Origin of the sequence: Streptomyces sp. ADI96-02, from assembly GCF_003846185.1 — a bacterium.
Taxonomy (GTDB): Bacteria; Actinomycetota; Actinomycetes; order Streptomycetales; family Streptomycetaceae; genus Streptomyces.
This window is the reverse complement of record NZ_ML123034.1, coordinates 2865922-2891854: the sequence shown is the minus strand read 5'-3', so window position 1 is coordinate 2891854 and position 25933 is coordinate 2865922. Positions and strand designations below refer to the sequence as shown.

Here is a 25933-nt window from a genome sequence, read left to right as displayed (position 1 = left end):
TCCCGCCCCGCGCTCACGGACGGCTGATCACGGCCGCCGTGCCGTACGCGCAGACCTCCGTACCGACGTCCGCCGCCTCGCTCACGTCGAAGCGCATCATCAGGACCGCGTTGGCCCCGCGCGACCGCGCCTGCTCCACGAGCCGTTCCATGGCCTGGTTGCGCGTCTCCACCAGGGTCTTGGTCAGCCCCCGCAGCTCGCCGCCGATCATCGACTTCAGCCCCGCCCCGATCTGGCTGCCCAGATGGCGCGAGCGGACGGTCAGCCCGAAGACCTCGCCGATGACCTGCGTCACCTGGTATCCCGGTACGTCGTTCGTGGTGACGACCAGCACGTCCGCCTGGGCCGTCTGCCCGCCGCCGTATTCCTCAATGCCCATGTCCGTGGCACCTCCTGCGACCAGCTTCGGCCCGCTCCGCAGGATGCGCATTCCCGTTGTGCGCCACTGGGACCAACGACCACTGGATCCCGGGGCACGCGCGCGGCGTTGATAGCTTGGGGCGCCCACGCAGCCGCCCTCGCACACATCCTGGAGCCCGGACCTTGAATACGCTTGCGCTCGGCCCGAGCTGGCTGGACCCGGACTATCTGCTCAACACGTTCGGCCTTCCCGGTCTGCTCCTCATCGTCTTCGCCGAGTCCGGACTCCTGATCGGGTTCTTCCTGCCCGGCGACTCCCTGCTGTTCACCACGGGGCTGCTGGTGACCACGGGCCAGCTGAAGTACCCGCTCTGGATGGTCTGCGCGCTGATCGCCGCCGCCGCGGTCATCGGCGACCAGGTCGGCTACCTCTTCGGCCGCAAGGTCGGCCCGGCCCTCTTCAAGCGCCCCGACTCCCGCCTCTTCAAGCAGGAGAACGTGGAGAAGGCCCACGAGTTCTTCGAGAAGCACGGCCCGAAGTCCCTGGTCCTGGCCCGCTTCGTGCCCATCGTGCGCACGTTCACGCCGATCATCGCGGGCGTCAGCCGGATGAACTACCGCTCCTTCATCACGTACAACGTCGTCGGCGCGGTCCTCTGGGGTGTCGGCGTCACCGTGCTCGGCGCGCTGCTCGGCAAGATCCGGTTCGTCCACGAGAACATCGAGCTGATCCTCATCCTGATCGTGCTCATCTCCGTCGTGCCGATCGTGATCGAGGTCCTCCGGGCCCGCAGCCAGTCCAGGAAGGCCGCCCCCGACCAGCAGGAGGGCGGCCCCGGCGGCGGTCCGGCCTCCGGCCGCGGGCGGCACGCCAAGCGCTGACCGGCCGCGTACGGACAGGTCCCAAGGCGCCCCTCCCGGCACGGCCACCGCCGCGCCGGGAGGGGCGCCTTCCGGTCAGAAGCCCCTGGTCCGCTTCGCCGCCCGGCGGCTCGAACCGCCCACCGCCCCCGGCACCCGCATGAACAACCGGGAGATCTCGCTCCCCAGGTTCACCCCGATCGCGATGGCCAGCGCCGTCGCCACCGCCGTCGACAGCGACGCGAGCCCGGCGTCCAGCTCGTTCTGCGCCACGCCCAGCAGACCGAAGTACGTCGCCGAACCGGGCAGCAGCGGCCCGATCGCCGCCGTGATGAACGGCAGCGACGACGTGTACCGGTAGCGCGAGAACAACTGCCCGAACAGCCCCACCAGGCCGGCCGCCACCGCCGTCGCCGCGACCGGCGAGATGCCGCCGGTGCGGGCCATCGCCCCGAAGACGACCCACGCCACACCGCCGTTCAGCGTCACCACCAGCACGGTGGAACGTTCCTGCTGGAGCAGGACCGCGAAGGCCAGGCTCAACGCCATCGACGACAGGATCTGGATCACCGGCCGGTCGCTGGGCACGAACTGCGCCTCCGGATTGAGCGCCGCGCCCAGCTGGACCCCCAGATACAGGACCAGCAGCACCCCCGCAACGATCCCGATGACCAGGTACATGACCTCCAGCAGCCGGGCCGAGGCCGTGATGTAGTAACCCGTCAGACCGTCCTGCACCCCGGCCACCAGCGCCCGCCCCGGCAGCAGCGCGAACAGCCCACCGGTGATCACCGCGGACGGGCGGACCTCGGTCGAGTGCGTCAGCGTCAGCGCCACGCCCAACGCCGCCGGCGGCATCGCCGCCACCGTGAACTGGTAGAACTCCGGCAGCCCGCGCCCGGCGCACAGCCACGCCAGCCGGTCGCCGAGCATCGCGCCCGCCGCCGCCACGAGGAAGACCAGCACCCCGCCGCCGACCAGCACGGAGGCCGCACCGGCCAGCAGCCCCGCCGCCGCCGTCAGCACCCAGCCCGGGTACGGGTGCCGGTTGCGGCGGATCTCCGCGAGACGCCGGTACGCCTCCTCCAGCGACACCTCCGCCTCGTGCGTGGTGATGTCGTCGATCAGCCGGAACACCGCCGCCAACCGGGTGTAGTCGGTGCCCCGCCGGCGCACCGTGCGGCTCGCCGTCACCGGGTCCTCGACCAGCGACGGCTGGTGCGAGATGGAGAGCAGCGTGAACGTGACCGTCGGCTCGCACCGGTCCAGCCCGTACGAGCGGCACACCGCGAACATCGCCGCCTCGACGTCCTCGGCGCCCTCGCCGCCCGCCAGCAGCAGCTCCCCGATACGCAGCGTCAGGTCCAGGACGCGGGGCACGGCGGGCCCCGTGTCGTCGTCGGTGCGCTGCACGGTCTCCGGCGCCGGCCGCTCGGTCACCGGCATCCGGAGCATCGTGCGCATCCGGTCCTGCCAGGGCGCCTCCTTGGTCAGCCGGACCATCGGAATGCCCTGCGCCGGAGTGAACGCGGGCGGCGACTGCTGCGCGTTGTACGTCCGGGGCGGAGTGAAAGCGGAACCGAGCGCGTCCGAGGGGGAGCCGCCCGCCGGACCGCCGCCCGGTCCACCCGGACCGTTCGGATCGGGGTGCACCCCGGTCGGCAGCGCGAACTCCGACGTCGGGTGGTCCTCCTCGGGCGGCGACGCCGGCTGACTCGTCCCGGCGGGCGGGACGAAGGCGCTGCGCGCCTCGTCGGACTGGGGCTTCTGGTCCTCCGGACCGCCCGGTTCCGCCACCACTCGACCTCGCTCCTCCTCGGCTGCACGTCCCTGGCCGCACGTGTGCCCAGTATGGCCACCGGCATGGGCCGCGCACGCCGGACGGTGCGGGCAGCGAAACGGGCGGCACACCCGCGAAGGTGCGCCGCCCGTTCCCGTACGGCCGTCCGGTTCACCGACAAAACCGGAGGAGGGACGTCAGTGCTTGCCGCCCTGCGCCTCAAGGCGCTTGTACGAGGCCTCGATCTCGGCCTCCGCCTCGGCGCGGCCGACCCAGTCGGCGCCCTCGACGGACTTGCCGGGCTCCAGGTCCTTGTAGACCTCGAAGAAGTGCTGGATCTCCAGGCGGTCGAACTCCGACACGTGGTGGATGTCGCGCAGGTGCTCCACCCGGGGGTCGGATGCCGGGACGCACAGCAGCTTGTCGTCGCCGCCGGCCTCGTCCGTCATCCGGAACATGCCGATGGCACGGCACTTGATGAGGCAGCCGGGGAAGGTCGGCTCGTCCAGGATGACCAGCGCGTCCAGCGGGTCGCCATCCTCGCCGAGGGTGTTCTCGACGAAGCCGTAGTCGGCCGGGTAGCTGGTCGAGGTGAAGAGTCGACGGTCCAGGCGGATCCGACCGGTCTCGTGGTCCACCTCGTACTTGTTCCGCGAACCCTTCGGGATCTCGATGGTGACGTCGAACTCCACGGGTGGCTCCTCCATGATCAACACATACGACGGGTGGTTAAGTGTCCCCCACGCAGAAGAGTGCTCGCGAAAGGGGCTGGTCAAGGGTGGCCGAGCCGGTGGAAAGATCCTCGAACTGGCCGTTGGACACATGGGGCGGACTCAAGGACCTCGCGCAACGCGACACGCAGCACACCTGGCGGCTCACCGCAGGCTCCGCGGTGCTCGGCCTGGTCGTCGCCACCGGCGCCGTCCTCGCCGCCGGCCCCTGGGACAACGGTCAGCGTAAGGCCGAGCGGCAGCTCGCCGCCGCCCCGGACCGCACAGGTGGCGCACATCACGGCCGCACCGCGCCCGGGGCCGTCGAAGCCGCCCCCAGCGCCCCCGCCGTCCTCGACGCCCTCGCCGCCGCCGTCGCCCGGACGGCCCCGCAGGACGCCGCCCGTCTGCGCTCCACCCTCGCCCCGCTCCTCGCCGCCCCCGCACTCGGCAAGCGCCCCGCCGCCTCCGTCATCGACACGGCCACCGGCAAGCAGCTCTACGGGCACGCCGCCTCCGCCCCCAGGACCCCCGCCTCCACCGTCAAGATCGCCACCACCGCCGCCGCGCTCTCCGCCCTCGGCCCCGACCACCGCATCGCCACCACCGTCCGCCTCTCCCCGGACTCCCGCACCCTCACCCTGGTCGGCGGCGGCGACCCCACCCTCACCTCCTCGGCCCTGCGCTCCCTGGCCGGAACCGCCGCCCGGACCCTGCGCGACGCGGGAGCCCCCGCCGTCCGCGTCGCCTACGACACCTCCCGCTACACCGGCCCCGCCCGCCACCCCATCGGCCCCAACGACAACATCGCCCCCGTCACCGCCCTGATGGTCGACGAGGGCCGCCTCGACGGCACCGACCGCGGACCCGCACCACGCAGCCAGGACCCCGCGGGCGACGCCGCCCGCGCCTTCGCCGCACACCTGGAGAAGGCGGGCGTCGAGGTCACCGGCCGGCCCCGGCACGCACAACCGCCCGCCAAGGCCCGCACCGTCGCCACCCACCGCTCCGCGCCGCTCTCCGCCCTCGTCGAGCGGACCCTCACCAACAGCGACAACGACATCGCCGAAGCCCTCGCCCGGCAGACCGCCATCGCCGCAGGGGAGAGCGCCGACTTCGCCGGAGCGCGCCGGGCCGTCACCGCCGAACTGAAGAAGCTCAAGGCCCCCCTCACCGGCGCCCGGCTCGCCGACGGCAGCGGGCTCGACCGCGAGGACCGCGTCTCCGCCGACCTCCTCGCCACCCTGCTCGCCCGCGCCGCCGACCCCGAACGGCCCGAACTGCGCCCCGTCCTCACCGGACTCCCCGTCGCCGGCTTCACCGGCACCCTCGGGGGCCGCTACACCGGGACCTCCGGCGGCACCGGCCTGATCCGCGCCAAGACCGGCACCCTCACCGGAGTCAACTCCCTCGCCGGAACCGTCGTCGACCCGCAGGGCCGGCTCCTGGCCTTCGCCTTCCTGGCCTCCGGCACCCCCTCCGGTCCCGAGGCCGAATCCGCCCTCGACGCCCTGGCCACCGCACTCTCCCGGCCGGCCCGGTGAACGGCCCCCTCCACCCGAAGAGCCGCGCAACACCCCACCACCGGGCGACGCGCTCACGTACGGTTGACGCATGACGAGCATCGGTGGTGCCGAGATGGTCGACTGGAATCTCGCGGTCGCGACCGCGACCCGACTGGTCCGACCCGGACCCGAGATCAGCCGCGAGGACGCCCGCGCCGTCGTCGCGGAGCTGCGCCGCCACGCCAAGGCGTCGGAGGAGCACGTCCGCCTCTTCACCCGGATGATCCCGGAAGGGACCGAACCGGAGGACACCCCCGTCCTGGTCGTCGACCGGGCCGGCTGGATCAGGGCCAACGTCGCCGGCTTCCGCGAACTGCTCCGCCCGCTGCTCGCCAAGATGGAGAGCCGCCGCCCCGGCGGCCCCGGCGGCGTGGTCCTCGGCGCCGTCGGGGGCAAGGTCACCGGCGTCGAGCTGGGCATGCTGCTCTCCTTCCTCGCCTCCCGGGTGCTCGGCCAGTACGAGACCTTCGCCCCGGCCACCCGCGAGCTGCCCGGCTCCGCCTCCGGCGGCGGCCGGCTCCTCCTCGTCGCCCCCAACATCGTCCACGTCGAGCGCGAACTCGACGTCGACCCGCACGACTTCCGGCTCTGGGTCGCCCTCCACGAGGAGACCCACCGCACGCAGTTCACCGGCGTCCCCTGGCTCCGCGACCACCTCCGCGGCGAGATCCAGACCTTCCTCGACGAGACCGACGTCGACCCGATGACCTTCCTGGAGCGCCTGCGCGAGGCCGCCCAGTCGCTCTCCGGCGCCGGCCGCCCCGAGGGCGAGCAGGGCGACGAGGGCGGACGCAGCCTCGTCGAGCTCGTGCAGACGCCCGCCCAGCGCGAGGTGCTCAGCCGCCTCACCGCCGTGATGTCCCTGCTCGAAGGCCACGCGGACTTCGTCATGGACGGCGTGGGCCCCGAGATCGTCGGATCCGTCGCCGAGATCCGCGAGAAGTTCCAGCAGCGACGCGCCCGCGGCGCGAGCCGCCTCGACCAGGCCCTGCGCAAGCTGCTCGGCCTGGACGCCAAGCTCCGCCAGTACCGCGACGGCGAGAAGTTCGTCCGCGCCGTCGTCGAGGAGGTCGGCATGGACGGCTTCAACCGCGTCTGGACCTCCCCCAACACCCTCCCGACCAAGGCCGAGATCGCCCGGCCCGCCGACTGGGTCGCGCGCGTGCACCGTAAGGCAGAGTGATCTCCGCGGGCGGCCCCGCGACCGGATATCCACCCACCAATCACCCATCCGAGGGACCGTAGAGGCATGGGAAGGCGTGCAATGCTCGATGAACAGCTTATCTCTGTCACCATCGACGCACTCTGAGTGACGGGACTCACGCGTTCCGGCGCTCGACGCTCCTCCCGAACTCCACGAAGGGCACCGGACATGGGTCCCCATCCTGCGGTCGCGGCGATACGCCTGGCGGTCCGCCGCGTACTCCACGACGTACTCACCGAATTCCACCGGCACGCCGAGAACGAACGGCCCGCCGGTCAGGCGCGGCGCCCCGCGCACGCGGCCGGCCCCCGGCTCGCCGAAGCCGCCGCGGGCGGCCACCGCGCCCCCCTCGCCGAACACCCCGACACCCCGCTCGTGCTCGTCGCCTGCTCCGGCGGCGCCGACTCCATGGCACTCGCCTCCGCGCTCGCCTTCGAGGCCCGCAAGCTCGCCGTCCGGGCCGGCGGCATCACCGTCGACCACAACCTCCAACCGGGGTCCGACCTCCGTGCCGCCGAGGTCGTCGCCCGGCTCTCCGCCATGGACCTCGACCCGGTCGAGGCCGTCGCCGTGCACGTCGGCCGCGAGGGCGGCCCCGAGGCCGCCGCCCGCGACGCCCGCTACGCCGCCCTGGACGACGCCGTCGAGCGCCACGGCGCCGCCGCCGTCCTGCTCGGCCACACCCGCGACGACCAGGCCGAGACCGTCCTGCTCGGCCTCGCCCGCGGATCCGGCATCCGCTCGCTCTCCGGCATGGCCGCGGCCTCCGGACCCGCCGGCCGCTACCGCCGCCCCTTCCTCCAGCTCGACCGGCAGACCGCCCGCAAGGCATGCCTGGTCCAGTCGCTGCCCGTCTGGGACGACCCGCACAACATCGACCCCGCCTACACCCGCTCCCGGCTCCGCCACGAAGGACTGCCCGCCCTGGAGAAGGCCCTGGGCAAGGGCGTCGTCGAAGCCCTCGCCCGGACGGCCCAGCTCTCCCGCGACGACGCCGACGCCCTGGACACCTGGGCCGCCGAGGCGGAGCGTTCCGTACGGGACGAGACCGGGCAGCTGGAGTGCGCCAAGCTCTACGGCCTGCCGCCCGCGGTACGCCGTCGGGTCCTGCGCCGGGCCGTCATCGAGGCCGGCGCGCCCGCCGGCTCCCTCTTCGCCCGGCACCTCGAAGAAGTCGACCGCCTGATCACCGGCTGGCGCGGCCAGCGGGCCATCAACCTGCCCGGCCGCGTCGAGGCCCGACGGCAGGGTGGCAGACTGGTCATTCGGCAGAGCTGACGCGCAAGCGGCTGAAGTGCAGGCGAACAGCCGGGCAGGGCCGGGGCGCGCTCCGGGCCGGCAGGCGAGAAAGAGACGCGGGTGAACGAGAAGGACATGGGCTCCGACCTCCAGTCGGTGCTCCTCACCAAGGAAGAGATCGACGCGAAGCTCGGGGAGCTGGCCGCGAAGATCGACGCGGAGTACGCGGGCCGGGACCTGCTCATCGTCGGCGTCCTCAAGGGCGCCGTGATGGTCATGGCCGACCTGGCGCGCGCGCTGTCCACCCCCGTCACGATGGACTGGATGGCCGTCTCCTCGTACGGGGCGGGCACCCAGTCCTCCGGTGTCGTCCGGATCCTCAAGGACCTGGACACCGACATCAAGGGCAAGCACGTCCTGATCGTCGAGGACATCATCGACTCCGGCCTGACGCTGTCCTGGCTGCTGTCCAACCTGGGCTCCCGGGAACCGGCCTCCCTGGAGGTCTGCACCCTGCTCCGCAAGCCGGACGCCGCGAAGGTCGCGATCGACGTGAAGTGGATCGGCTTCGACATCCCCAACGAGTTCGTCGTCGGATACGGGCTGGACTACGCCGAGAAGTACCGCAACCTCCCGTTCGTCGGCACGCTCGCCCCGCACGTGTACGGCGGCTGACGCCCGGGGAACCCTCGCCGCCTCCGGGCCGTTGAAGGCTCCGAAAGCAGGTTTCTCCGCCGTACCCGGCAGTCGTTGGTGACAATGCTGGGGTACCGTCCGAAGAACAGTCTTTTCTCACAGCAGCATTTACCTACGGGCAGGAGGGACGGGGCGTCTTCGCTCCGTATGGATGGACGTGAAGCGATACTTCCGTGGGCCGGTCATGTGGATCGTGCTGGCCGTCCTCGCCGTGGTCGTGTTGATGCAGGTCGTCGGCTCGTCGGGCGGCTACAAGACGGTGGACACCGGCAAGGTGATCCAGGCGATCAGCAAGGACCAGGTGGAGCAGGCCAAGCTGACCACCGGTGACGAACAGATCCTCAAGATCGAACTGAAGGACGGGCAGAAGCTCCCCGGAGAGTCGGGCAGCAAGTTCCAGGCCAGCTACATCGGCAACCAGGGCGTCGAGCTCGCCAATACGCTCCAGCAGAAGTTCGAGGCGGGTGACATCGACAAGGGTTACACCGTCTCGCCGTCGAAGCAGTCCCCGTTCGTCTCGATCCTCCTCTCGCTGCTGCCCTTCGTCCTGATCGTGGTCGTCTTCCTGTTTCTGATGAACCAGATGCAGGGCGGCGGCTCCAAGGTCATGCAGTTCGGCAAGTCCAAGGCCAAGCTGATCACCAAGGACACCCCGAAGACGACCTTCGCCGATGTGGCGGGGTCCGACGAGGCTGTCGAAGAGCTCTACGAGATCAAGGAGTTCCTGCAGGAGCCGGCGAAGTTCCAGGCCGTCGGCGCCAAGATCCCCAAGGGCGTCCTGCTCTACGGGCCGCCCGGTACGGGCAAGACGCTGCTCGCACGCGCCGTCGCCGGCGAAGCGGGCGTGCCGTTCTACTCGATCTCCGGTTCCGACTTCGTCGAGATGTTCGTCGGCGTCGGCGCCTCCCGGGTCCGCGACCTCTTCGAGCAGGCCAAGGCGAACGCCCCGGCGATCGTCTTCGTCGACGAGATCGACGCCGTCGGACGCCACCGCGGCGCCGGCATGGGCGGCGGTCACGACGAGCGCGAGCAGACGCTCAACCAGCTGCTCGTCGAGATGGACGGATTCGATGTGAAGGGCGGGGTCATCCTGATCGCCGCCACGAACCGCCCGGACATCCTCGACCCGGCGCTGCTGCGCCCGGGACGCTTCGACCGGCAGATCGCGGTCGACCGCCCCGACATGCAGGGCCGCCTGGAGATCCTCAAGGTGCACAAGAAGGGCAAGCCCGTGGCGGAGGGCGTCGACCTCGGCGCCGTCGCGCGGCGCACGCCCGGCTTCACCGGCGCCGACCTGTCGAACGTGCTGAACGAGGCCGCGCTCCTGACGGCGCGCAGCAACAGGAAGCTCATCGACAACGAGATGCTCGACGAGGCCATCGACCGCGTCGTGGCGGGCCCGCAGAAGCGGACCCGGATCATGTCCGAGAAGGAGAAGAAGATCACCGCGTACCACGAGGGCGGACACGCCCTGGTCGCGGCGGCCTCCCCCCAGTCGGACCCGGTCCACAAGATCACGATTCTCTCCCGCGGTCGCGCCCTCGGTTACACGATGGTGCTCCCGGAGGAGGACAAGTACTCCACGACCCGCAACGAGATGCTCGACCAGCTGGCGTACATGCTGGGCGGGCGCGCGGCCGAGGAGCTGGTCTTCCACGACCCGACCACCGGCGCGGCGAACGACATCGAGAAGGCCACCGCGACGGCCCGCGCGATGGTCACGCAGTACGGCATGACGGAGCGTCTCGGCGCGATCAAGTTCGGCGGCGACAACACCGAGCCCTTCCTGGGCCGGGAGATGGGCCACCAGCGCGACTACTCGGAAGAGGTCGCCGCGCTCGTCGACGAAGAGGTCAAGAAGCTCATCGAGACCGCGCACAACGACGCGTGGGAGATCCTCGTCGAGAACCGCGACATCCTCGACGCCCTCGTCCTGGAACTCCTGGAGAAGGAGACGCTCGGCAAGGAGGAGATCGCGGAGATCTTCGCCCCGATCGTCAAGCGTCCGGCCCGCCCGGCGTGGACCGGCTCCGCCCGGCGCACCCCGTCGACGCGGCCTCCGGTCCTCTCCCCCAAGGAGCTGGCCCTCACCAACGGCGCTTCGACCGCCAACGGTTCGGCCACTCCGGAGATCGCGCCGACGGACCTCACGAAGGACCGCCCGTCGCCCGAGACGCACCCCGAGGAGCGTCCCGAGAGCTAGGCCGGTCCCTCCGGTGAGACCCCCGTCACGGGGGCCTCACCGGGCCCGGAATGGATGCCGCGCCCCCCCAGGTTTTAGCCTGTGGGGGCGCGGCTCTTCCGTATGCCGGCGATGTCTGCGCGCGAACCCGCGCACGGGACAGCACAGAGGAACGAGGCACAGATGACCGACCCGGTGACGCTGGACGGCCAGGGTTCGATAGGCGAATTCGACGAGAAGCGGGCCGAGGCAGCCGTACGCGAACTGCTCATCGCCGTCGGAGAGGACCCGGACCGCGAGGGGCTGCGCGAGACGCCGGGTCGGGTGGCGCGGGCGTATCAGGAGATCTTCGCGGGCCTGTACCAGCAGCCCGAGGACGTCCTGACGACCACGTTCGACCTGGGACACGACGAGATGGTGCTGGTCAAGGACATCGAGGTGTTCAGTACATGTGAACATCATCTGGTCCCCTTCCGGGGTGTCGCACACGTCGGGTACATCCCGGCGGTCAGCGGCAAGATCACCGGGCTGTCCAAGCTCGCCCGGCTCGTGGACGTCTACGCCCGGCGTCCCCAGGTCCAGGAGCGGCTGACCACCCAGATCGCCGAGTCGCTGATGAAGATCCTGGAGCCGCGTGGGGTCATCGTCGTCATCGAGTGCGAGCACATGTGCATGTCGATGCGAGGCATCCGCAAGCCGGGGGCGAAGACGCTGACCTCGGCCGTGCGCGGCCAGCTCCGCGACCCCGCGACGCGGGCCGAGGCGATGAGCCTCATCATGGCGAAGTGAGGCCACCGGCGGACGATCACCGGGCCGCAGTCGCGCCGCGGCCCTCGTCGTCGCCGTCCTGGGGGAGCTTGCAGACGCGCTCCAGGAAGAAGGCCGCGGCGACGACGCCGATGCCGGCCACGACCGCCGCGCCCGCGTAGATGGCCTGGTCGCGGCGGGGCGGGATGTCGAGGTAGCCGAGGAGGAAGACGCCGATACCGCCGTACAGCCCGGCGACCAGGGCGGTGACCAGCGCGCTCGCCTGGCCGAAGACGACGGCGCGGGCCGCCATCAGGGGTTCGACGCCCTTGGCGCCGGGGCGGCGCTCGCGCTGGGCGCGCAGGCGGGCGCGGATGGACAGGGCGGTGGCGAGCAGGATCACCGCGATCACGGCGAGGACGACGGACGCGGCGAGCGGGACGCTCGGAAGGCCGCCGAAGGAGTCCCAGAGACGGGCGCCGCCCCAGGCGAGCACTCCGGCGCCGGCGAACAGACCCGCCAGCACCCCGAGCCGTAGTTGCTTCACCGCGTGAGCCGCCCTTCGCGCCTGTGTTCCGTGGTCCGTGTCGCGGGTCCGGCCGCCCGGCCGGTCCCGCGTCCGTCGAGCCTAACGATTACTCGGGCAGGCGCAGTTCCAGGTCGGCGCGGGGCAGGACGCCGTCGCGGCCGACCCCGTCGAGCAGCTCGGCCACCGGCCCCGCGCCCGGCAGCTGGGCCTCGGGGTCCACGTCGTGCCAGGGGGCGAGCACGAACGCCCGCTCGTGGGCGCGGGGGTGGGGGAGCGTGAGCACCGGGTCGTCGGAGAGGACGTCGGCGTACGCCACGATGTCGACGTCGAGCGTGCGGGGGCCCCAGCGCTCGTCGCGGACCCGGTCGAACGCCTCCTCGACGGCCTGGCCGCGCTCCAGCAGGGAGGCCGGCGGCAGCGTCGTCTTCACGACGATCACCGCGTTGAAGTACGCGGGCTGCGAGTCCGCCTCGACGCCCCAGGGCTCCGTCTCGTACACCGGGGAGACGGCCTTGACCCGCAGGCCGGGCGTGTCCTCCAGGGCGTCGATGGCGCCCTGGAGCGTCTCCAGCCGGTTGCCCAGGTTCGAGCCGAGGGCGATGACGGCGAACTTGGGGTTGGAGAGGGTGACGTCCGCGGCATCCACCTGCTCGACCACGGCGGCCGGAACCGGCTGTACGGTCGGGTCGCTCTGCCCCTCGGTGGAAAATGCAGTCATGCTCGGCTCCGGGTGATGGTGATGGTCACGTCGTCGAAGGGGACGGTGATCGGCGCGTCCGGCTTGTGCACGACGACCTCGACCTCCTGGACGCCCTCGTGCTTCAGGCACTGCTGGGCGATGCGTTCGGCGAGCGTCTCGATCAGGTCGACCGGTTCGCCGGTCACCACGCCGACGACCTCCTCCGCCACCACGCCGTAGTGCACGGTGCGGGCCAGGTCGTCGGTGGCCGCCGCGGGGCGGGTGTCGAGGCCGAGCACCAGGTCGACGATGAAGGTCTGGCCCTCTTCCCGCTCTCTGGGGAAGACGCCGTGGTGCCCACGGGCCTTGAGGCCGCGCAGCGCGACACGATCCACGCGAATCACTCCTGCTGTCGTTGGTCCGGAGGCACCCGGCCGCGGGCGGGCGGCGACGTGCCTTCTTCCGAATCTACCTGCGAGCACCGACAGGACTCCCCCGCGGGGGCCACGGACAGCGCCGCACGGGGCTGGTAGCCGCCCTTACCCCGTGCCCGCGGGTCCAATCCCCGTCGGCCGGCCGACCGCTCAGGAGGGTGATTCCTCGTCGTCGTCCTCGCCGGTCTCGGCCAGGACGGGCGAGCCGTGGTGCGACCACAGCTTCCAGCCGTCCGGGGTGCGGCGGAACACGTTCGTGGCGACGACCAGCTGGCCGACGAGCGGGCCCAGCGCGTCGCCGTCCTCGGCGGGGCCGCCGCTGAGGATGTTCTCGGTGCAGGTGACCAGGGCGGTGTCGCCGGTCATGGCGACGGACACGTCGGTCAGGAAGAACTGGATGTACTCCGTGTTCGCCATGATCACGGCGTAGCTGCGCAGGACGTCGCCCCGGCCCGTGAGCACCGGCCAGCCGGGGTGGACGCAGGAGACGGTGAGGTCCTCGCCCGGCAGCCAGAGGGCGGACAGGTCGTCGTGGTCGCCGCGTTCCATCGCGTCGTAGAAGGCGGTGTTGGCCGCCTCGACCTCGGCGATGTCCGCCGCGGCCCGTGCGTGCTCCTCGTTCACGCGGCTCCCTCGACGGCGCGGGCGACCCGTACGGCGTCGGCGGTGGCCCGTACCTCGTGGACCCGGACCGCCCAGGCGCCGGCGCGCGCGGCCAGGGCGGAGACGGCGGCGGTGGCCGCGTCGCGCTCGCGGGCGGGCGGCGGTGTGGAGCCGGGACCGGCCAGGACGTGCCCGAGGAAGCGTTTGCGGGAGGCGGCCACCAGGAGCGGGCGGCCCAGGGCGTGCAGGTCGGCCAGGTGCGCCACGAGGGCGAGGTCGTGCGGGGCGCTCTTGGCGAAGCCGAGCCCCGGGTCGATGACGAGGCGTTCCGGCGCGATCCCGCCCTCGATCACCGCGTCCACGCGCTGCCGCAGCTCCGCGAGGACTTCGGCGACCACGTCCTCGTACACCGCCAGGCTGTTCATCGACTCGCTGAAGCCGCGCCAGTGCATGACGACGAACGGCACGCCGGCGGCGGCGACGGCCGGGACCATGCCGGGGTCGGCGAGGCCGCCGCTGACGTCGTTGACCAGGACGGCGCCGGCGGCGACGGCCTGCTCGGCGACGCGGGCGCGCATGGTGTCCACCGAGACGGTGACGCCCTCGGACGCCAGCCCCCGCACGACCGGGATCACCCGCCGCAGCTCCTCGGACTCGTCCACCCGGCTGGCGCCGGGGCGGGTCGACTCGCCGCCCACGTCCACCAGGTCGGCGCCCTCGGCGACGATGTCGAGTCCGCGCTTGACCGCGGCCCCGGTGTCGAACCAGCGGCCTCCGTCGGAGAAGGAGTCGGGCGTCACATTGACGACGCCCATGACCGCACAGCGGCCCCACTCCGGCAGCCCCTGCACCGTGCCGCGCCCGCGCAACGTACTCATGCGACCAGCCTACGGGCTGTCCCGTGACCTCCGGGTGCCGCTGGAGCGAGCGGCCTCAGGCCGCTCGCACCCGGTCTCCCGGGGGTGCGGTTCCGGCTCTCGCGGAGGCTCGGGCCGAGGACCCGACGAGCGGGGGCCTGTTCCCCGGCGGGCCCGGCAGGCGGCAGGTCGGCGGTAAGTCGGCGGCAGGCCCGGCGGGCCCGGCGCGCGGCAGGCCGGCGACGGGCTTCAGGCGGTGGCGGCCCGTGCCACCGTCTCCACGGCGACCTCGGCGCGCGGCACGTGCTGGGCGTCGGCGTCGATCGAGCGGCGCAGGGCCTCGTGCAGCCGGGCCGGGGTGAGGACGCCGAGGAAGCGGCCCTCGCTCTCCTCGTCGATCACCGCGATCCAGCCCGCGTCGTGCTGGAGCATGGTGGCGAACGCCTGCTTGAGCGGCGCGCCGAGCGGCAGCCATGCCTCCATGCGGCGGGCGTGCTCGCGGACGGTGCCCGTGGCGTCGGGGGAGGCGGTGGCGTCCGCGGGGATCCAGCCGTGCAGGTTGTCGCGGCCGTCCAGGACGACGGCCCAGCGCGCGCCCTCGGCCCTCAGGCGGTCGGTGGCCGCGGTGAGCGGGTCGTCGAGGTGGACGACGGGCGGCTGGTCGAGGTCGCTCTCCTCGATGGGCGTCACCGAGAGCCGCTTCAGCCCGCGGTCGGCGCCGACGAAGTCGGCCACGTACGGGGTGGCGGGAGCGCCGAGGACGGTGGCGGGGGAGTCGAACTGCTCGATGCGGCCCTGCCCGTAGACGGCGATCCGGTCGCCGAGGCGGACGGCCTCCTCGATGTCGTGCGTGACGAACAACACGGTTTTGCGGACCTGTGCCTGGAGTTTCAGGAATTCGTTCTGGAGGCGTTCGCGGACGACCGGGTCGACGGCTCCGAAAGGCTCGTCCATCAGCAGGACCGGCGGATCGGCGGCCAAGGCCCGTGCCACTCCGACGCGTTGGCGCTGGCCGCCGGAGAGCTGGTCGGGATATCGGTCGCCATAAACGGACGGATCGAGTCCGACGAGGTCGAGGAGTTCGGCGGCGCGGTCGCGTCCCTTTCCGCGCTTCCAGCCGAGGAGGTGGGGGACGGTGGCGGTGTTCTCCAGAACCGTCTTGTGCGGGAACAGCCCGACCTGCTGGATCACATAGCCGATCCGGCGGCGGAGCCGGACGGGGTCGACGGCGGATATGTCGTCCCCGTCGAGGAGTATCCGGCCGCCGGTCGGTTCGATCAGCCGGTTCACCATCTTCATGGTGGTGGTCTTGCCGCAGCCGGAAGGTCCGACGAGCGTGACCAGTTCACCCTCGGCGACCTCGAAGGAAAGGTCGTCGACGGCGGTGGTGCCGTCCGCGTACCGCTTGGTGACGTGCTCGAAACGGATCATGATTCCCCATTGTGGCGGGTGTTCTGTGAAGGACATGTTGCTGGAATACGACAGCCTCCGCGATTGTCAGTGGTCGAGGATAGGGTCGCCAGACATCGGTTCGGGTCCGTACGACGAGGGAAATCAGGAGGTGGGGGCGGGATGGCCGGAGAGAACTGCCTGGTGGCGAACGACTGGATCTGCGGTGAGTATCTGCGCTCCCGCAGCCAGGAGTTGACCGACGCGACCGTCCAGCACATCGGGATCACGGTGGTCTCGGTGCTGATCGGGCTCGCGGTCGCCTTTCCGCTGGCGCTGCTCGCGCGCCGGGGCCGGCGCTTCGCCGGGCCGGTGCTGGGGCTGACGACCGTGCTCTACACCGTGCCCTCGCTGGCGATGTTCTCGCTGCTGCTGCCCCTGTTCGGGCTGTCCGCCGCACTGGTCGTCACGGGCCTGGTGCTCTACTCGCTGACCATCCTCGTGCGCAACATCCTGGCCGGGCTCGAAGCCGTGCCACCGGAGGCCAAGGAGGCCGCCCGGGGCATGGGGTACGGGCCGGGCAGGCTGCTGTGGGAGGTGGAGCTGCCGCTCGCGCTGCCCGCGCTGATGGCCGGACTGCGGATCGCCACCGTCTCGACGGTCGCGCTGACGACGGTCGGCTCGCTCGTCGGCAAGGGCGGCCTCGGCAATCTCATCGAGGACGCGCTGCCGAGCTTCTTCAAGGCCCAGGTGCTCACCGCGTCCGTGCTGTGCGTGCTGCTCGCCCTGGTCGCGGACCTGCTGCTGCTCGGGCTCCAGCGGCTGCTGACGCCCTGGACGCGTATGTCCGCGGCGGCCGGGGATACGCGTAAGGGTGCGGACGCCGGCGAGGGCGTGCGTACGGGCCCGGGTGCGTCGGGCGATCCGGCGGGCGGCCCCGCCCCGGCGAAGGTGGAGGCGGGCTGACCGTGGGAGTCATCGGCGAAGCCTGGACCTGGCTGACCACCGGCGCCAACTGGTCCGGGGACGGCGGGGCGGCGCAGCGGCTCGGCGAGCACCTGTACGTGAGCGGGGCGGCCCTCGCGGTGGCCTGCGCCATCGCGCTGCCGCTCGCCCTGCGCCTGGGGCACATCGGCCGGGGCGGCGCCCTCGCGGTGAACGTCTCCAACGTGGGACGGGCCGTTCCGGTCTTCGCGGTGCTGGCCCTGTTCATGGTCACGCCCCTGCGCAACTCCGGCTACTGGCCCACGATCATCGCGCTGGTGCTGTTCGCGGTGCCGCCGCTGCTGACCAACGCCTACGTCGGGATGCGCGAGGTGGACCGGTCGGTGGTGGAGGCCGCGCGCGGCATGGGGATGTCCGGCGGGCAGCTCTTCGTCCGGGTCGAGCTGCCGCTCGCCTACCCGATGATCATGACCGGGCTGCGGTCCGCCGCCGTCCAGGTCGTCGCCACCGCCTCCATCGCCGCCATGGTCGGCCTCGGCGGGCTGGGCCGGATCATCACGGCCGGGTTCAACACCTACGACACGGCCCAGGTCTTCGCGGGCGCGGTGCTGGTCGCCGGGCTGGCCCTGCTGGTGGAAGGGGTGCTGGTGGCGCTGGACCGGCTGCTCTCGCCGCTGCGCCGCCGCCGGGCCGTGTGATGAGCGCGTCCGGCGCCCCGCCGCCGCTTCCCCGCGCCGCGCCCCCACTGTTTTGTCATCGCCTTTCTGGTCGGACGGAGAACAACACATGAGCAGGACCTCGCGGATAGCCGGAGCCGTCATCGGCATGGTGGCGCTGGCCGGGTCGCTCGCGGCCTGCGGCGGCGACAGCCTGGAGCAGGAGAAGGGCGGTTCCGGCTCCTCGGCCGGCGACGGCACGAAGGGCTCGCTCGTCGTCGGCTCGGCCTCCTTCACCGAGTCCAAGGTGCTGGCCGAGCTGTACGCGCAGATCCTGGGCGACGCCGGATACAGCACCTCGGTCACCACCGTGAAGAACCGTGAGCTGTACGAGCCCTCCCTGGAGAAGGGCGAGATCGACGTCGTCCCCGAATACGCCGCCACCATCGCCGAATTCCTCAACGCCAAGGTGAACGGCGCGCAGGCGGCGCAGGAGAAGCCGGTCGCCTCCGGGGACGCCGCCGCCACGGTCGCCGCGCTGGAGAAGCTCGCCACGCCGCTGGGCCTCAAGGTCCTCCCGGCGGGCGGGGCCGTCGACCAGAACGCCTTCGCCGTCTCGAAGGAATTCGCCGAGAAGAACAACCTCAAGACCCTTTCCGATCTTGGAAAGTCGAAGCTCAAGGTGAAGATCGCGGCGGGCGACGAGTGCGAGGTGCGGCCCTTCTGCGCGCCCGGCCTGAAGAAGACGTACGGCATCGACGTCACCGGTATCGACCCCAAGGGCGTCGGCACCCCGCAGTCGAAGCAGGCCGTCCGCGACGGCAAGGACCAGTTGGTCCTGACGACCACCACGGACGCCGTGCTGGACGGGCTGGTGTTCCTGGAGGACGACAAGAAGCTCCAGAACGCCGACAACGTCCTTCCGCTTCTGCACGCCAAGGACGCCGGAGCCCCGGAGATCGCCGACGCGCTCGGAAAGCTGACCTCGACGCTCACCACGGAAGACCTCGCCGAGCTCAACCGCAAGGTGGACGCCGAGCGGGCCAAGCCCACCGACGTGGCCAAGGACTATCTCCGCTCGAAGGGCCTGATCAAGAAGTAGGGAAGAGGAAGAGGAGAGGAAGAGGAGAAGGGGGCGGAGAGAAGAAGAAGGGGAGAAGAGCGGGAGGAAGGGTGCGGGAAGCACCGCGCGGGAAGCACCGCGCGGGGCACCGGGAAGAACGCGGGAACGGGCCTTGGATGATCTTGCTGCACTTCTTCCGCTCCCCGTCAGGTAACCGGCGGGGAACAGATTGCCGGGCCGCCCCCCAAGTGCCCCGTACACACGGTAAATTTCAGGCCATGCCACGTGGACGCCACCGCCATTCGCCGCCCCTTCACAGAATCCTGCCTCCCTCAGCGGTGGCGGGAGTTTCCGTCGTCGGTGCCGCCGGCGCCTGGTTCCTGGCCGAACCACTGGTCCTGCGCGGCCTGGTCGCCGCCGTGGCCGCCAGTGCGCTGACCGGCGCGTACCTGATGCGCAGCTGGGACCGGGCCGCGGGACAGCGGGTCGCCGAGCTGACTCGCGCCCGCGCCGGGGACGAGTGGCGGGCCGAGGAGCGGATAGCCGAACTGGAGCAGGACCTGGAGGAGTCGCGCGCGCTGCGCACCCGCCTGGAGACCAAGCTCCGCAGCAAGCGCGGGGAGCTGGCCGGGCTGCGCGGCGAGCACGCCGGGCTGCTGCGCCGGTACGCCAACGCCGAGGCCGAGCGGGCCAGTGCGCTGGAGGGCCGCAGGCAGCTCGCCGTCGAGGCGGCCTCCACGCCCCGTGAGCTGACCGCCTCGGGATCGAAGCCGACCCCGGCCGCCTACCGCCGCGCGGACGAGGCCCTGATGAACCTCACGCGCAACGCCGCGCTCCAGGAGGCCCGCCGCCGGGCCGGGGCGGGCCGCCCGCGCGGCCTCGCCGAGCGCCCCGGGCCGCAGGGCGCGGAGGCCGAGGGGGAGGCGGAGGGCCCGACGGGGAAGGCGGAGGCGGCCGACACGGCGAGGGACCACCGCCGTTCGTCGCCCGCCCTTCCCGCCGCGAACCCGCCCGCCGCGAACCCGCCCGCCCCGGCCACCGCGCCCGCCTCGGCCGAGACGACCTCGGCGGAGACGACCCCGGCAGGGACGGCTCCGGCCGAGACGGCGGTTCCGGCCGAGACGGCTCCGGTGCATGTGCCGCGCACGGTGCCGGCCGCCTCGGCCGTCGTTCCGTACGCCGCCGCCCGCCGTCATCTCGTCCCGCAGGGCAGCTTCGACTTCTTCGGGACGCAGAAGTCGAGCGCCGCGATCGAGTCCGTGCAGAACGAGGACCTCGCGGACGTCGTCGGCGAGGAGGCGCTCGCCGCCCACCGCACCGGGACCGCCGACGACCGGACCGTCGGCAAGGTCATCGACCTCACCGCGCACGACGAGACCGAGCAGTTCGACGTCGCCGAACTGCGCGGCGCGGTCTCCTGACGACCGCCCCGCCCCTCTGCGAACGCGCGCGTCCTCCCGACGGCTCAGGCCGCCGGGAGGACGCGTACGAGGAGGAAGCGGGCAGGCCGGCCCGTCGCCGGCCGGCTACTTGTCGATGTCGCCGACGACGAAGAACAGGGACCCCAGGATCGCGACCATGTCGGCGACCAGGGTGCCCGGCAGCAGTTCGGTGAGCGCCTGGATGTTGTTGAACGAGGCGGAGCGCAGCTTCAGCCGGTACGGGGTCTTCTCGCCCTTGGACACCAGGTAGTAGCCGTTGATGCCGAGCGGGTTCTCCGTCCAGGCGTAAGTGTGCCCTTCGGGGGCCTTCAGCACCTTGGGCAGCCGCTGGTTGATCGGCCCCGGGTCCAGGCCGGCCATCCGGTCCAGGCACGCGTCCGCCAGATCAAGGGAGTTGAGGGTCTGCTCCAGCAGGCACTCGAAGCGGGCCAGGCAGTCGCCCTCGGCCCGGGTGACGACCTTCAGGGTGTCCGCCAGCTCCCCGTAGGCCAGATACGGCTCGTCGCGCCGCAGGTCGAAGTCGACGCCCGACGCGCGGGCGATCGGCCCGGACACCCCGTACGCGTGCACGGCGTCGGCCGACAGCACGCCCACACCGCGCGTACGGCCCCGGAAGATCTCGTTGCCGAGGACCAGGTCCTCGTAGACGTCCATGCGGGAGCGGACCGAGGCGACGGCGTCCCGGACCCGGCCGGACCAGCCCGCCGGGACGTCCTCCTTGAGGCCGCCGACCCGGTTGAACATGTAGTGCATCCGGCCGCCGGAGACCTCCTCCATCACGGCCTGGAGCTCCTCGCGTTCCCGGAATGCGTGGAACACCGGGGTGATGCCGCCCAGTTCGAGCGGGTAGGAGCCGAGGAACATCAGATGGTTCAGGACCCGGTTCAGCTCGGCCAGCAGCGTCCGCGTCCAGACCGCCCGTTCGGGGACCTCCATGCCGAGCATCCGCTCGACGGCCATCACGACGCCCAGTTCGTTCGAGAAGGCGGAGAGCCAGTCGTGGCGGTTGGCGAGCATGATGATCTGGCGGTAGTCGCGGGCCTCGAACAGCTTCTCCGCACCTCGGTGCATGTAGCCGACGACCGGCTCGGCGTGCTGGACGCGCTCGCCGTCCAGCACGATCCGCAGCCGGAGGACGCCGTGGGTCGAGGGATGCTGCGGGCCGATGTTCAGCACCATGTCGGTGCTCTCCGCCGCGCCGCCGATGCCGACCGTCGTCTCCGTCATGCGGGACAGTATTCCCTGCCCGCCCGCTTCCCCGCCCGCCCGCCGAGGATCACGGGACGAGTCCTCGGAGCGCCGGCCGGCGGGTCACGGCGGCGGACGGCACGGCGGCGGCTCGCTCACCGCGCCCCCACCCGGTGCAGCAGCCAGCCGAAGTCGCCCAGCCCGCCCCGCGCGGTCAGCTCAGCCGCCTCGCCCGCCGCCGACAGCGCCCGCAGATAGCCCGCGGGATCGGCGGCGGCCAGGCTCAGCGGCGGGCGTCCGCCGTCCACCCCCAGTCCGCGCAGCGCCGAGCGCTGGTCGGTGAGTTCGGGCGGTCCGGCGGCGGCCGGCACCTCCCGCTCCACCGCCGCCGCGCATGCGTCCAGCGCCACGTGCGCCGTCAGGTCGCAGGAGCCGTCCGGCACCGCGCGCACCTCCCGCCCGTCCCGGAACCCGGTCAGCGTCCCGAAGAGCGGCCGGGCGCCGCGTACATGCGCGTAGTCGACCGCCACCGCCAGACCGGCGGACAGCGAGCTCACCGCCCGCGCCCAGGCGGCGTCCCGGGTCCGCCCGATCTCCGCCCGCCCGCCGGGCGCGGACAGCGGCCACCAGCGCTCCAGCCAGTCGGCGTCCGCACCGCTCACCGGCGGACCCAGGCGCTCCGCGCCGTCCGAGGCCCGCACGCGGACGTACCGGGCGACGCCGTCCCCGTCCGCCTGCACCACCTCGGCCGGCACGTTGTCCAGCCACTCGTTGGCGAAGAGCAGCCCGCGCACCCCCTGCGGCGGTTCGGCGCACCACACGATCCGGGCGTCCAGCCCCGGCGGCCGTCCGGCCCGCTCCACCGCGTACGCGGCCACCCGCAGCCCCGCCGGGACCGCCGCCAGCACCCCGGTCAGCAGCTCACCCCGCCCCGCCCCGACGTCGACCAGGGCGACCGTGTCGGTGTCCAGCTCGTCCGCCGTCGAGGCCAGCAGCCGGGCGACCGCCGCCGCGAACAGCGGCGAGGCGTGCACCGACGTACGGAAATGGCCCGCGGGCCCCTCCGGACTCCGGTAGAAGCCCCCGTCCCCGTACAAAGCGGTCTCCGCCGCCTCCCGCCACCCACGCCACTCATCCGTCACACCCGCAAGTCTCCACCTTGGGGAGTACGGTCCCGGGACCTGGATCGGCCCTCCGGTTGACCCGGGCACCGATCCTCTGTCCCTACGCTGGATCCCGTGCAACGCCTCTACGATTTTCTGCGCAGACACCCGACGGGCGTCGACGTCTTCTGGGCCGTCGTCCTGCTCGGGCTCTCCGGCACGTCGATCGTGGCAGGCAAGTACGAGACGGGTCGTGAGCAGCTTCTGGCCGTTCCGGTTGCGCTCGGCCTGGCCACGGTCGTGGCGCTGCGCCGGCGGGCCCCGGAGAAGATGCTGCTGCTCGCCGTCGCGGGCGGCGTCTTCCAGCTCGTCCTGGACGTCCGGCCGGGCGTCTGGGACTTCGCGATGCTGGTCATCACCTACACGGTGGCCGCGGTCGGCGAGCGCTGGGCCTCGCGCCTCGGCCTGGTGTGCAGCCTGTGCGCGGCGGGTCTCTCGCAGGCGCGCTGGCCCGATTCCGCCGAGCCCGACGGCTGGGCGCAGTCGGTCTTCCTCGTGATCGTCATGACGGTGCCGTTCGTACTGGCCTGGGTGCTGGGCGACTCGCTGCGGACCCGGCGCGCCTACTTCAGCCAGCTGGAGGAGCGTGCCGCCCGGCTGGAACGGGAGCGCGAGGCGCAGTCCAAGGTGGCCGTGGCCGCCGAGCGCGCGCGCATCGCCCGCGAACTGCACGACGTCGTCGCGCACAACGTGTCCGTGATGGTGGTCCAGGCCGACGGCGCGGCCTACGTCCTGGACGCCGCCCCCGAGCAGGCGCGGCAGGCGCTGCAGACCATCTCCGGCACCGGCCGCCAGGCGCTCGCCGAGATGCGGCGGCTGCTCGGCGTGCTGCGGACGGGCGACGCCCCGGAGAGCGGCGAGTACGTGCCGCAGCCCGACGTCGAGCAGATCGAGGACCTGGTCGAGCAGGTCCGCCGCGCGGGCCTCGAAGTCGACTTCAAGGTCGAGGGGACGGCCCGGCCGCTGCCCAGCGGCGTGGAGCTGACGGCGTACCGCATCGTGCAGGAGGCCCTGACGAACACCCGCAAGCACGGGGGCCCCGAGGCGGGCGCCAGCGTCCGGCTGGTCTACTTCGACGACGGCCTCGGGCTGCTCGTGGAGGACGACGGGCGGGGCGCGGCGCACGAGTTGTACGAGGACGGCGGCGCGGACGGCGCCGGGCACGGGATGATCGGGATGCGGGAGCGGGTCGGCATGGTCGGGGGCACGCTGGACGCCGGGCCGAGGCCCGGCGGCGGATTCCGGATCAGCGCCCTGCTGCCGCTCAAGCCCGCCGACTGACCGGCCGGACGCGACGGCCGCGCCCTCGCCGCGGCCGTCGCGGCACCCCGCCGGACCCGTCGGGACGTATGCCGGAGCCATCCAACGTATGCCGGGCCCATCGAACGTATTCGGACCACAGGAACAGGACAGACCCATGGCCATCCGCGTGATGCTCGTCGACGACCAGATGCTGCTGCGGACGGGCTTCAGGATGGTCCTCGCCGCCCAGCCCGACATGGAGGTCGTCGCCGAGGCCGGGGACGGCGCGGAGGCGATCGAGGTCGTGCGCTCCACGGCCGTGGACGTGGTGCTGATGGACGTCCGCATGCCCCGGCTGGACGGCGTCGAGGCGACGCGCAGCATCTGCGCCGGGCAGGACCCGCCCAAGGTGCTCATCCTGACGACGTTCGACCTCGACGAGTACGCGTTCTCCGGCCTGAAGGCGGGGGCCAGCGGGTTCATGCTCAAGGACGTGCCGCCCGCCGAACTCCTCTCCGCGATCCGCGCGGTGCACAGCGGCGACGCCGTCGTCGCCCCGTCCACCACCCGCCGTCTGCTCGACCGCTTCTCGCCGATGCTGCCCAGCGGCGAGAAGAAGCCGAGGAACAAGCACGTCGACAAGCTCACCGACCGTGAGCGGGAGGTGATGCTGCTGGTCGCGCAGGGCCTGTCGAACGGGGAGATCGCGGCCCGGCTGGTGCTCTCCGAGGCCACGGTCAAGACGCACGTGGGCCGCATCCTCACCAAGCTGAGCCTGCGCGACCGGGTGCAGGTCGTCGTCCTCGCCTACGAGAGCGGGCTGGTACGGGCGGGCGGCGGCGCGCTCTGAGCCGCGCGGGCGGGACGCCGGTCGGCGTCCCGTGTCGACCGACGAGCGGCGGAGCCCGGACCGGCGCACGCTGAAGGCATGGACGCGATGCAGCAGCACATGCTCGACACCTACCGCGCCGCCCGGCTGGGCGAGCCCGCACCGCCGCCGCCGGGCCGCCACGACCGCTCGGTGCTGCGCTCCCTCTACCGCCACTGGCTCTCCCACCCGCCGGGCCGCCGCGTCGCCGAGGACCCGCCGCCGGAGCGGTCGGACACCTGAGGCCGGCGGGTGGCGGACCCGCCTCCCGTGACCCTCGGGACAACCGACGGGTCACGCCCCGGCCGCGACGGCCTCCAGCCGCGCCAGGAACCCCGCCAGCGCCTCCCGTACGTCCCGATCCGTCCACTCCAGGCCCTCCGCCGCCACCGTCACCTCGGTGAACGACATCCCGAGCGGCAGCCCGGCCGCGCCCGTGAACCAGCGCCGGAACAGCGTCACGCCCGTCTCCTCGGCCTGCCGCACCGACGCCTCGTCCAGCACCTCGGTCCCGTACGGCAGCCAGACCCGGAACTGGTGCGTGTGCGGCTGCTCCGGGGTCAGTCGGAACCACGGCGTCCCCGCCCCGGCGAACCCCTCCGTCAGCGCCGCGGCCACCGTCCTGGCCCGCGCCACGTACTCCGGCAGCCGCGGCAGCTCCCGCTCCAGGCCCAGCAGCGCCGACAGGGCCGCCGGATACTGCTGGAAGACCTGGCCGCCGTACCGGTGCCGCCAGACCCGCGCCTCCTCGACCAGCTCCGCCGGACCGGCCAGCGCCGCCCCGGACAGCCCGCCGAGCGACTTGTAGAACGACACGTACACGCTGTCCGCGAGCCCGGCGATCTCCGCGACCTCCCGCCCGAAGTGCGTCCCGCACTCCCACAGCCGGGCCCCGTCCAGGTGCACCACCGCGTCCCGCTCCCGCGCCGCCGAGACCACCGCCTCCAGTTCGTCCCACTCGGGCAGGACGAACCCGGCGTCCCGCAGCGGCAGCTCCAGCATCAGCGTGCCGAAGGGCTCCGGGGCCTCCCGGACCTCCTCGGCCGTCGGCAGCCGGGGCTCGGACGTCGGGTGCACCGTGCGCAGCCCGCTCACCGATCCGAGCGCGCCTCCCTCGTGCACCTCCGGGTGGGAGAGCGGATGGAGGGCCACCGTCGCGTTCCCGGTGCGCCCCGCCCAGCAGCGCAGCGCCACCTGCTGCGCCATCGTGCCGGTCGGGAAGAACGCCGCCGCCTCCATGCCGAGCAGCCCGGCGACCCGCCGCTCCAGCTCGCCCACGACCCCGCCGCCGTACAGGTCCACGTAGTCGTCCGGATCGTGGACGGACCCGGCGTCGGCGGCCAGCGCCGCCAACTGCTCGCCCAGGGTGCGGTCCGTGCTCATCCGCGCCAGCACCCGGTGCGAACGCCGCCAGGCGGTCACCCTGCGCCGTCGCCGCTCCTGCTCATCCGTCTCCGCCATGGGACGATCATCACCCGGGCGGGCCGGGCGCGGCCACGGGGTTTCCGTCCGGCCCGCGGAGTTACCCACA

At 72.4% G+C, this 25933-nt stretch carries 26 protein-coding genes; 14 read left to right on the top strand and 12 right to left on the bottom strand.

The genetic code is table 11. The features are described 5' to 3' along the window. Nucleotides 1–13: 13 nt before the first annotated feature. Nucleotides 14–379, bottom strand: a complete 366-nt coding sequence (locus EES43_RS12510; protein ID WP_124268806.1) for a YbjQ family protein — start codon at nucleotides 377–379, stop codon at nucleotides 14–16. A 164-nt stretch (nucleotides 380–543) separates the two neighbouring features. On the opposite strand from EES43_RS12510, the gene EES43_RS12505 reads away from it, so the two are divergent. Next, nucleotides 544–1242 (top strand): DedA family protein, encoded by a 699-nt coding sequence (locus tag EES43_RS12505; protein ID WP_124268805.1) that lies wholly within the window; start codon nucleotides 544–546, stop codon nucleotides 1240–1242. Between the two features lie 75 nt (nucleotides 1243–1317). On the opposite strand, the gene EES43_RS12500 is transcribed toward EES43_RS12505, so the two are convergent. Both EES43_RS12500 and EES43_RS12495 read right to left on the bottom strand, forming a co-directional pair. Further along, entirely contained in the window at nucleotides 1318–3021 is a 1704-nt protein-coding gene (locus tag EES43_RS12500) for a threonine/serine exporter family protein (protein WP_124268804.1), read from the bottom strand. 177 nt (nucleotides 3022–3198) lie between these two features. After that, the gene (locus tag EES43_RS12495; RefSeq protein WP_037691000.1) at nucleotides 3199–3693 is read right to left on the bottom strand and encodes an inorganic diphosphatase; all 495 of its coding nucleotides are present in this window, start codon (nucleotides 3691–3693) and stop codon (nucleotides 3199–3201) included. Between the two features lie 86 nt (nucleotides 3694–3779). Between EES43_RS12495 and dacB the strand changes: the two genes are divergently transcribed. The 6 genes from dacB (at nucleotide 3780) to folE (ending at nucleotide 11386) form a co-directional block, all read left to right on the top strand. Beyond that, the gene (dacB, locus tag EES43_RS12490; RefSeq protein WP_124268803.1) at nucleotides 3780–5255 is read left to right on the top strand and encodes a D-alanyl-D-alanine carboxypeptidase/D-alanyl-D-alanine endopeptidase; all 1476 of its coding nucleotides are present in this window, start codon (nucleotides 3780–3782) and stop codon (nucleotides 5253–5255) included. Between the two features lie 70 nt (nucleotides 5256–5325). After that, entirely contained in the window at nucleotides 5326–6459 is a 1134-nt protein-coding gene (locus tag EES43_RS12485) for a zinc-dependent metalloprotease (RefSeq protein WP_124268802.1), read from the top strand. 189 nt (nucleotides 6460–6648) lie between these two features. Further along, nucleotides 6649–7758, top strand: a complete 1110-nt coding sequence (tilS, locus tag EES43_RS12480; RefSeq protein ID WP_124268801.1) for a tRNA lysidine(34) synthetase TilS — start codon at nucleotides 6649–6651, stop codon at nucleotides 7756–7758. 96 nt (nucleotides 7759–7854) lie between these two features. Next, nucleotides 7855–8394: a hypoxanthine phosphoribosyltransferase gene (gene hpt / locus EES43_RS12475; RefSeq protein ID WP_124271944.1), complete on the top strand. Its 540-nt coding sequence runs from the start codon at nucleotides 7855–7857 to the stop codon at nucleotides 8392–8394. A gap of 172 nt (nucleotides 8395–8566) precedes the next feature. Next, nucleotides 8567–10618 (top strand): ATP-dependent zinc metalloprotease FtsH, encoded by a 2052-nt coding sequence (gene ftsH / locus EES43_RS12470; RefSeq protein ID WP_124268800.1) that lies wholly within the window; start codon nucleotides 8567–8569, stop codon nucleotides 10616–10618. Between the two features lie 162 nt (nucleotides 10619–10780). Continuing rightward, nucleotides 10781–11386 carry a GTP cyclohydrolase I FolE gene (gene folE / locus EES43_RS12465; RefSeq protein WP_124268799.1) on the top strand — a complete coding sequence of 202 codons (606 nt, stop codon included), beginning with the start codon at nucleotides 10781–10783 and terminating at the stop codon, nucleotides 11384–11386. Nucleotides 11387–11402: 16 nt separating this feature from the next. On the opposite strand, the gene EES43_RS12460 is transcribed toward folE, so the two are convergent. The 6 genes from EES43_RS12460 to EES43_RS12435 all read right to left on the bottom strand — a co-directional run bounded on the left by EES43_RS12460 (nucleotide 11403) and on the right by EES43_RS12435 (nucleotide 15877). Then, the gene (locus tag EES43_RS12460; RefSeq protein WP_124268798.1) at nucleotides 11403–11891 is read right to left on the bottom strand and encodes a DUF3180 domain-containing protein; all 489 of its coding nucleotides are present in this window, start codon (nucleotides 11889–11891) and stop codon (nucleotides 11403–11405) included. A gap of 88 nt (nucleotides 11892–11979) precedes the next feature. After that, a complete protein-coding gene (folK, locus tag EES43_RS12455; RefSeq protein ID WP_124268797.1) occupies nucleotides 11980–12591 on the bottom strand; it encodes a 2-amino-4-hydroxy-6-hydroxymethyldihydropteridine diphosphokinase in 612 nt (203 codons plus the stop codon). Further along, entirely contained in the window at nucleotides 12588–12947 is a 360-nt protein-coding gene (folB, locus tag EES43_RS12450) for a dihydroneopterin aldolase (RefSeq protein WP_124268796.1), read from the bottom strand. The genes folK and folB overlap by 4 nt, the downstream gene beginning before the upstream one ends. A 189-nt stretch (nucleotides 12948–13136) precedes the next feature. Next, nucleotides 13137–13610, bottom strand: a complete 474-nt coding sequence (locus EES43_RS12445; protein WP_124268795.1) for a nuclear transport factor 2 family protein — start codon at nucleotides 13608–13610, stop codon at nucleotides 13137–13139. Then, entirely contained in the window at nucleotides 13607–14404 is a 798-nt protein-coding gene (folP, locus tag EES43_RS12440) for a dihydropteroate synthase (protein ID WP_206430183.1), read from the bottom strand. Before folP ends, EES43_RS12445 begins: the two co-directional genes overlap by 4 nt. 291 nt (nucleotides 14405–14695) lie before the next feature. Beyond that, nucleotides 14696–15877: an ABC transporter ATP-binding protein gene (locus EES43_RS12435; RefSeq protein ID WP_124268793.1), complete on the bottom strand. Its 1182-nt coding sequence runs from the start codon at nucleotides 15875–15877 to the stop codon at nucleotides 14696–14698. A 141-nt stretch (nucleotides 15878–16018) separates the two neighbouring features. Here EES43_RS12435 and EES43_RS12430 point away from each other — a divergent pair, with 141 nt between their 5' ends. The 4 genes from EES43_RS12430 (at nucleotide 16019) to EES43_RS12415 (ending at nucleotide 19920) form a co-directional block, all read left to right on the top strand. Further along, on the top strand, nucleotides 16019–16801 hold the full coding sequence (locus tag EES43_RS12430) for an ABC transporter permease (RefSeq protein ID WP_124268792.1): 783 nt from the start codon (nucleotides 16019–16021) through the stop codon (nucleotides 16799–16801). A 2-nt stretch (nucleotides 16802–16803) separates the two neighbouring features. Continuing rightward, nucleotides 16804–17478, top strand: a complete 675-nt coding sequence (locus tag EES43_RS12425; protein ID WP_124268791.1) for an ABC transporter permease — start codon at nucleotides 16804–16806, stop codon at nucleotides 17476–17478. 88 nt (nucleotides 17479–17566) lie between these two features. Next, the gene (locus EES43_RS12420) at nucleotides 17567–18538 is read left to right on the top strand and encodes an ABC transporter substrate-binding protein (RefSeq protein WP_124268790.1); all 972 of its coding nucleotides are present in this window, start codon (nucleotides 17567–17569) and stop codon (nucleotides 18536–18538) included. A 239-nt stretch (nucleotides 18539–18777) separates the two neighbouring features. Continuing rightward, complete coding sequence (locus EES43_RS12415; RefSeq protein WP_124268789.1) at nucleotides 18778–19920, top strand: hypothetical protein; 1143 nt, start codon at nucleotides 18778–18780, stop codon at nucleotides 19918–19920. Between the two features lie 105 nt (nucleotides 19921–20025). Here the strand turns inward: EES43_RS12415 and EES43_RS12410 are convergent, their stop codons facing one another. After that, nucleotides 20026–21168, bottom strand: a complete 1143-nt coding sequence (locus EES43_RS12410) for an NADH-quinone oxidoreductase subunit D (protein ID WP_124268788.1) — start codon at nucleotides 21166–21168, stop codon at nucleotides 20026–20028. A gap of 116 nt (nucleotides 21169–21284) precedes the next feature. After that, the gene (locus tag EES43_RS12405) at nucleotides 21285–22271 is read right to left on the bottom strand and encodes an SAM-dependent methyltransferase (RefSeq protein WP_124268787.1); all 987 of its coding nucleotides are present in this window, start codon (nucleotides 22269–22271) and stop codon (nucleotides 21285–21287) included. Between the two features lie 96 nt (nucleotides 22272–22367). Between EES43_RS12405 and EES43_RS12400 the strand changes: the two genes are divergently transcribed. The 3 genes from EES43_RS12400 (at nucleotide 22368) to EES43_RS12390 (ending at nucleotide 24645) form a co-directional block, all read left to right on the top strand. Beyond that, entirely contained in the window at nucleotides 22368–23573 is a 1206-nt protein-coding gene (locus EES43_RS12400; protein ID WP_124268786.1) for a sensor histidine kinase, read from the top strand. Nucleotides 23574–23709: 136 nt separating this feature from the next. Beyond that, complete coding sequence (locus EES43_RS12395) at nucleotides 23710–24384, top strand: response regulator transcription factor (protein ID WP_124268785.1); 675 nt, start codon at nucleotides 23710–23712, stop codon at nucleotides 24382–24384. A gap of 78 nt (nucleotides 24385–24462) precedes the next feature. Beyond that, nucleotides 24463–24645, top strand: a complete 183-nt coding sequence (locus tag EES43_RS12390) for a hypothetical protein (protein ID WP_124268784.1) — start codon at nucleotides 24463–24465, stop codon at nucleotides 24643–24645. A gap of 51 nt (nucleotides 24646–24696) precedes the next feature. On the opposite strand, the gene EES43_RS12385 is transcribed toward EES43_RS12390, so the two are convergent. Then, on the bottom strand, nucleotides 24697–25863 hold the full coding sequence (locus EES43_RS12385) for a threonine aldolase family protein (protein ID WP_124268783.1): 1167 nt from the start codon (nucleotides 25861–25863) through the stop codon (nucleotides 24697–24699). Nucleotides 25864–25933: the final 70 nt, after the last annotated feature.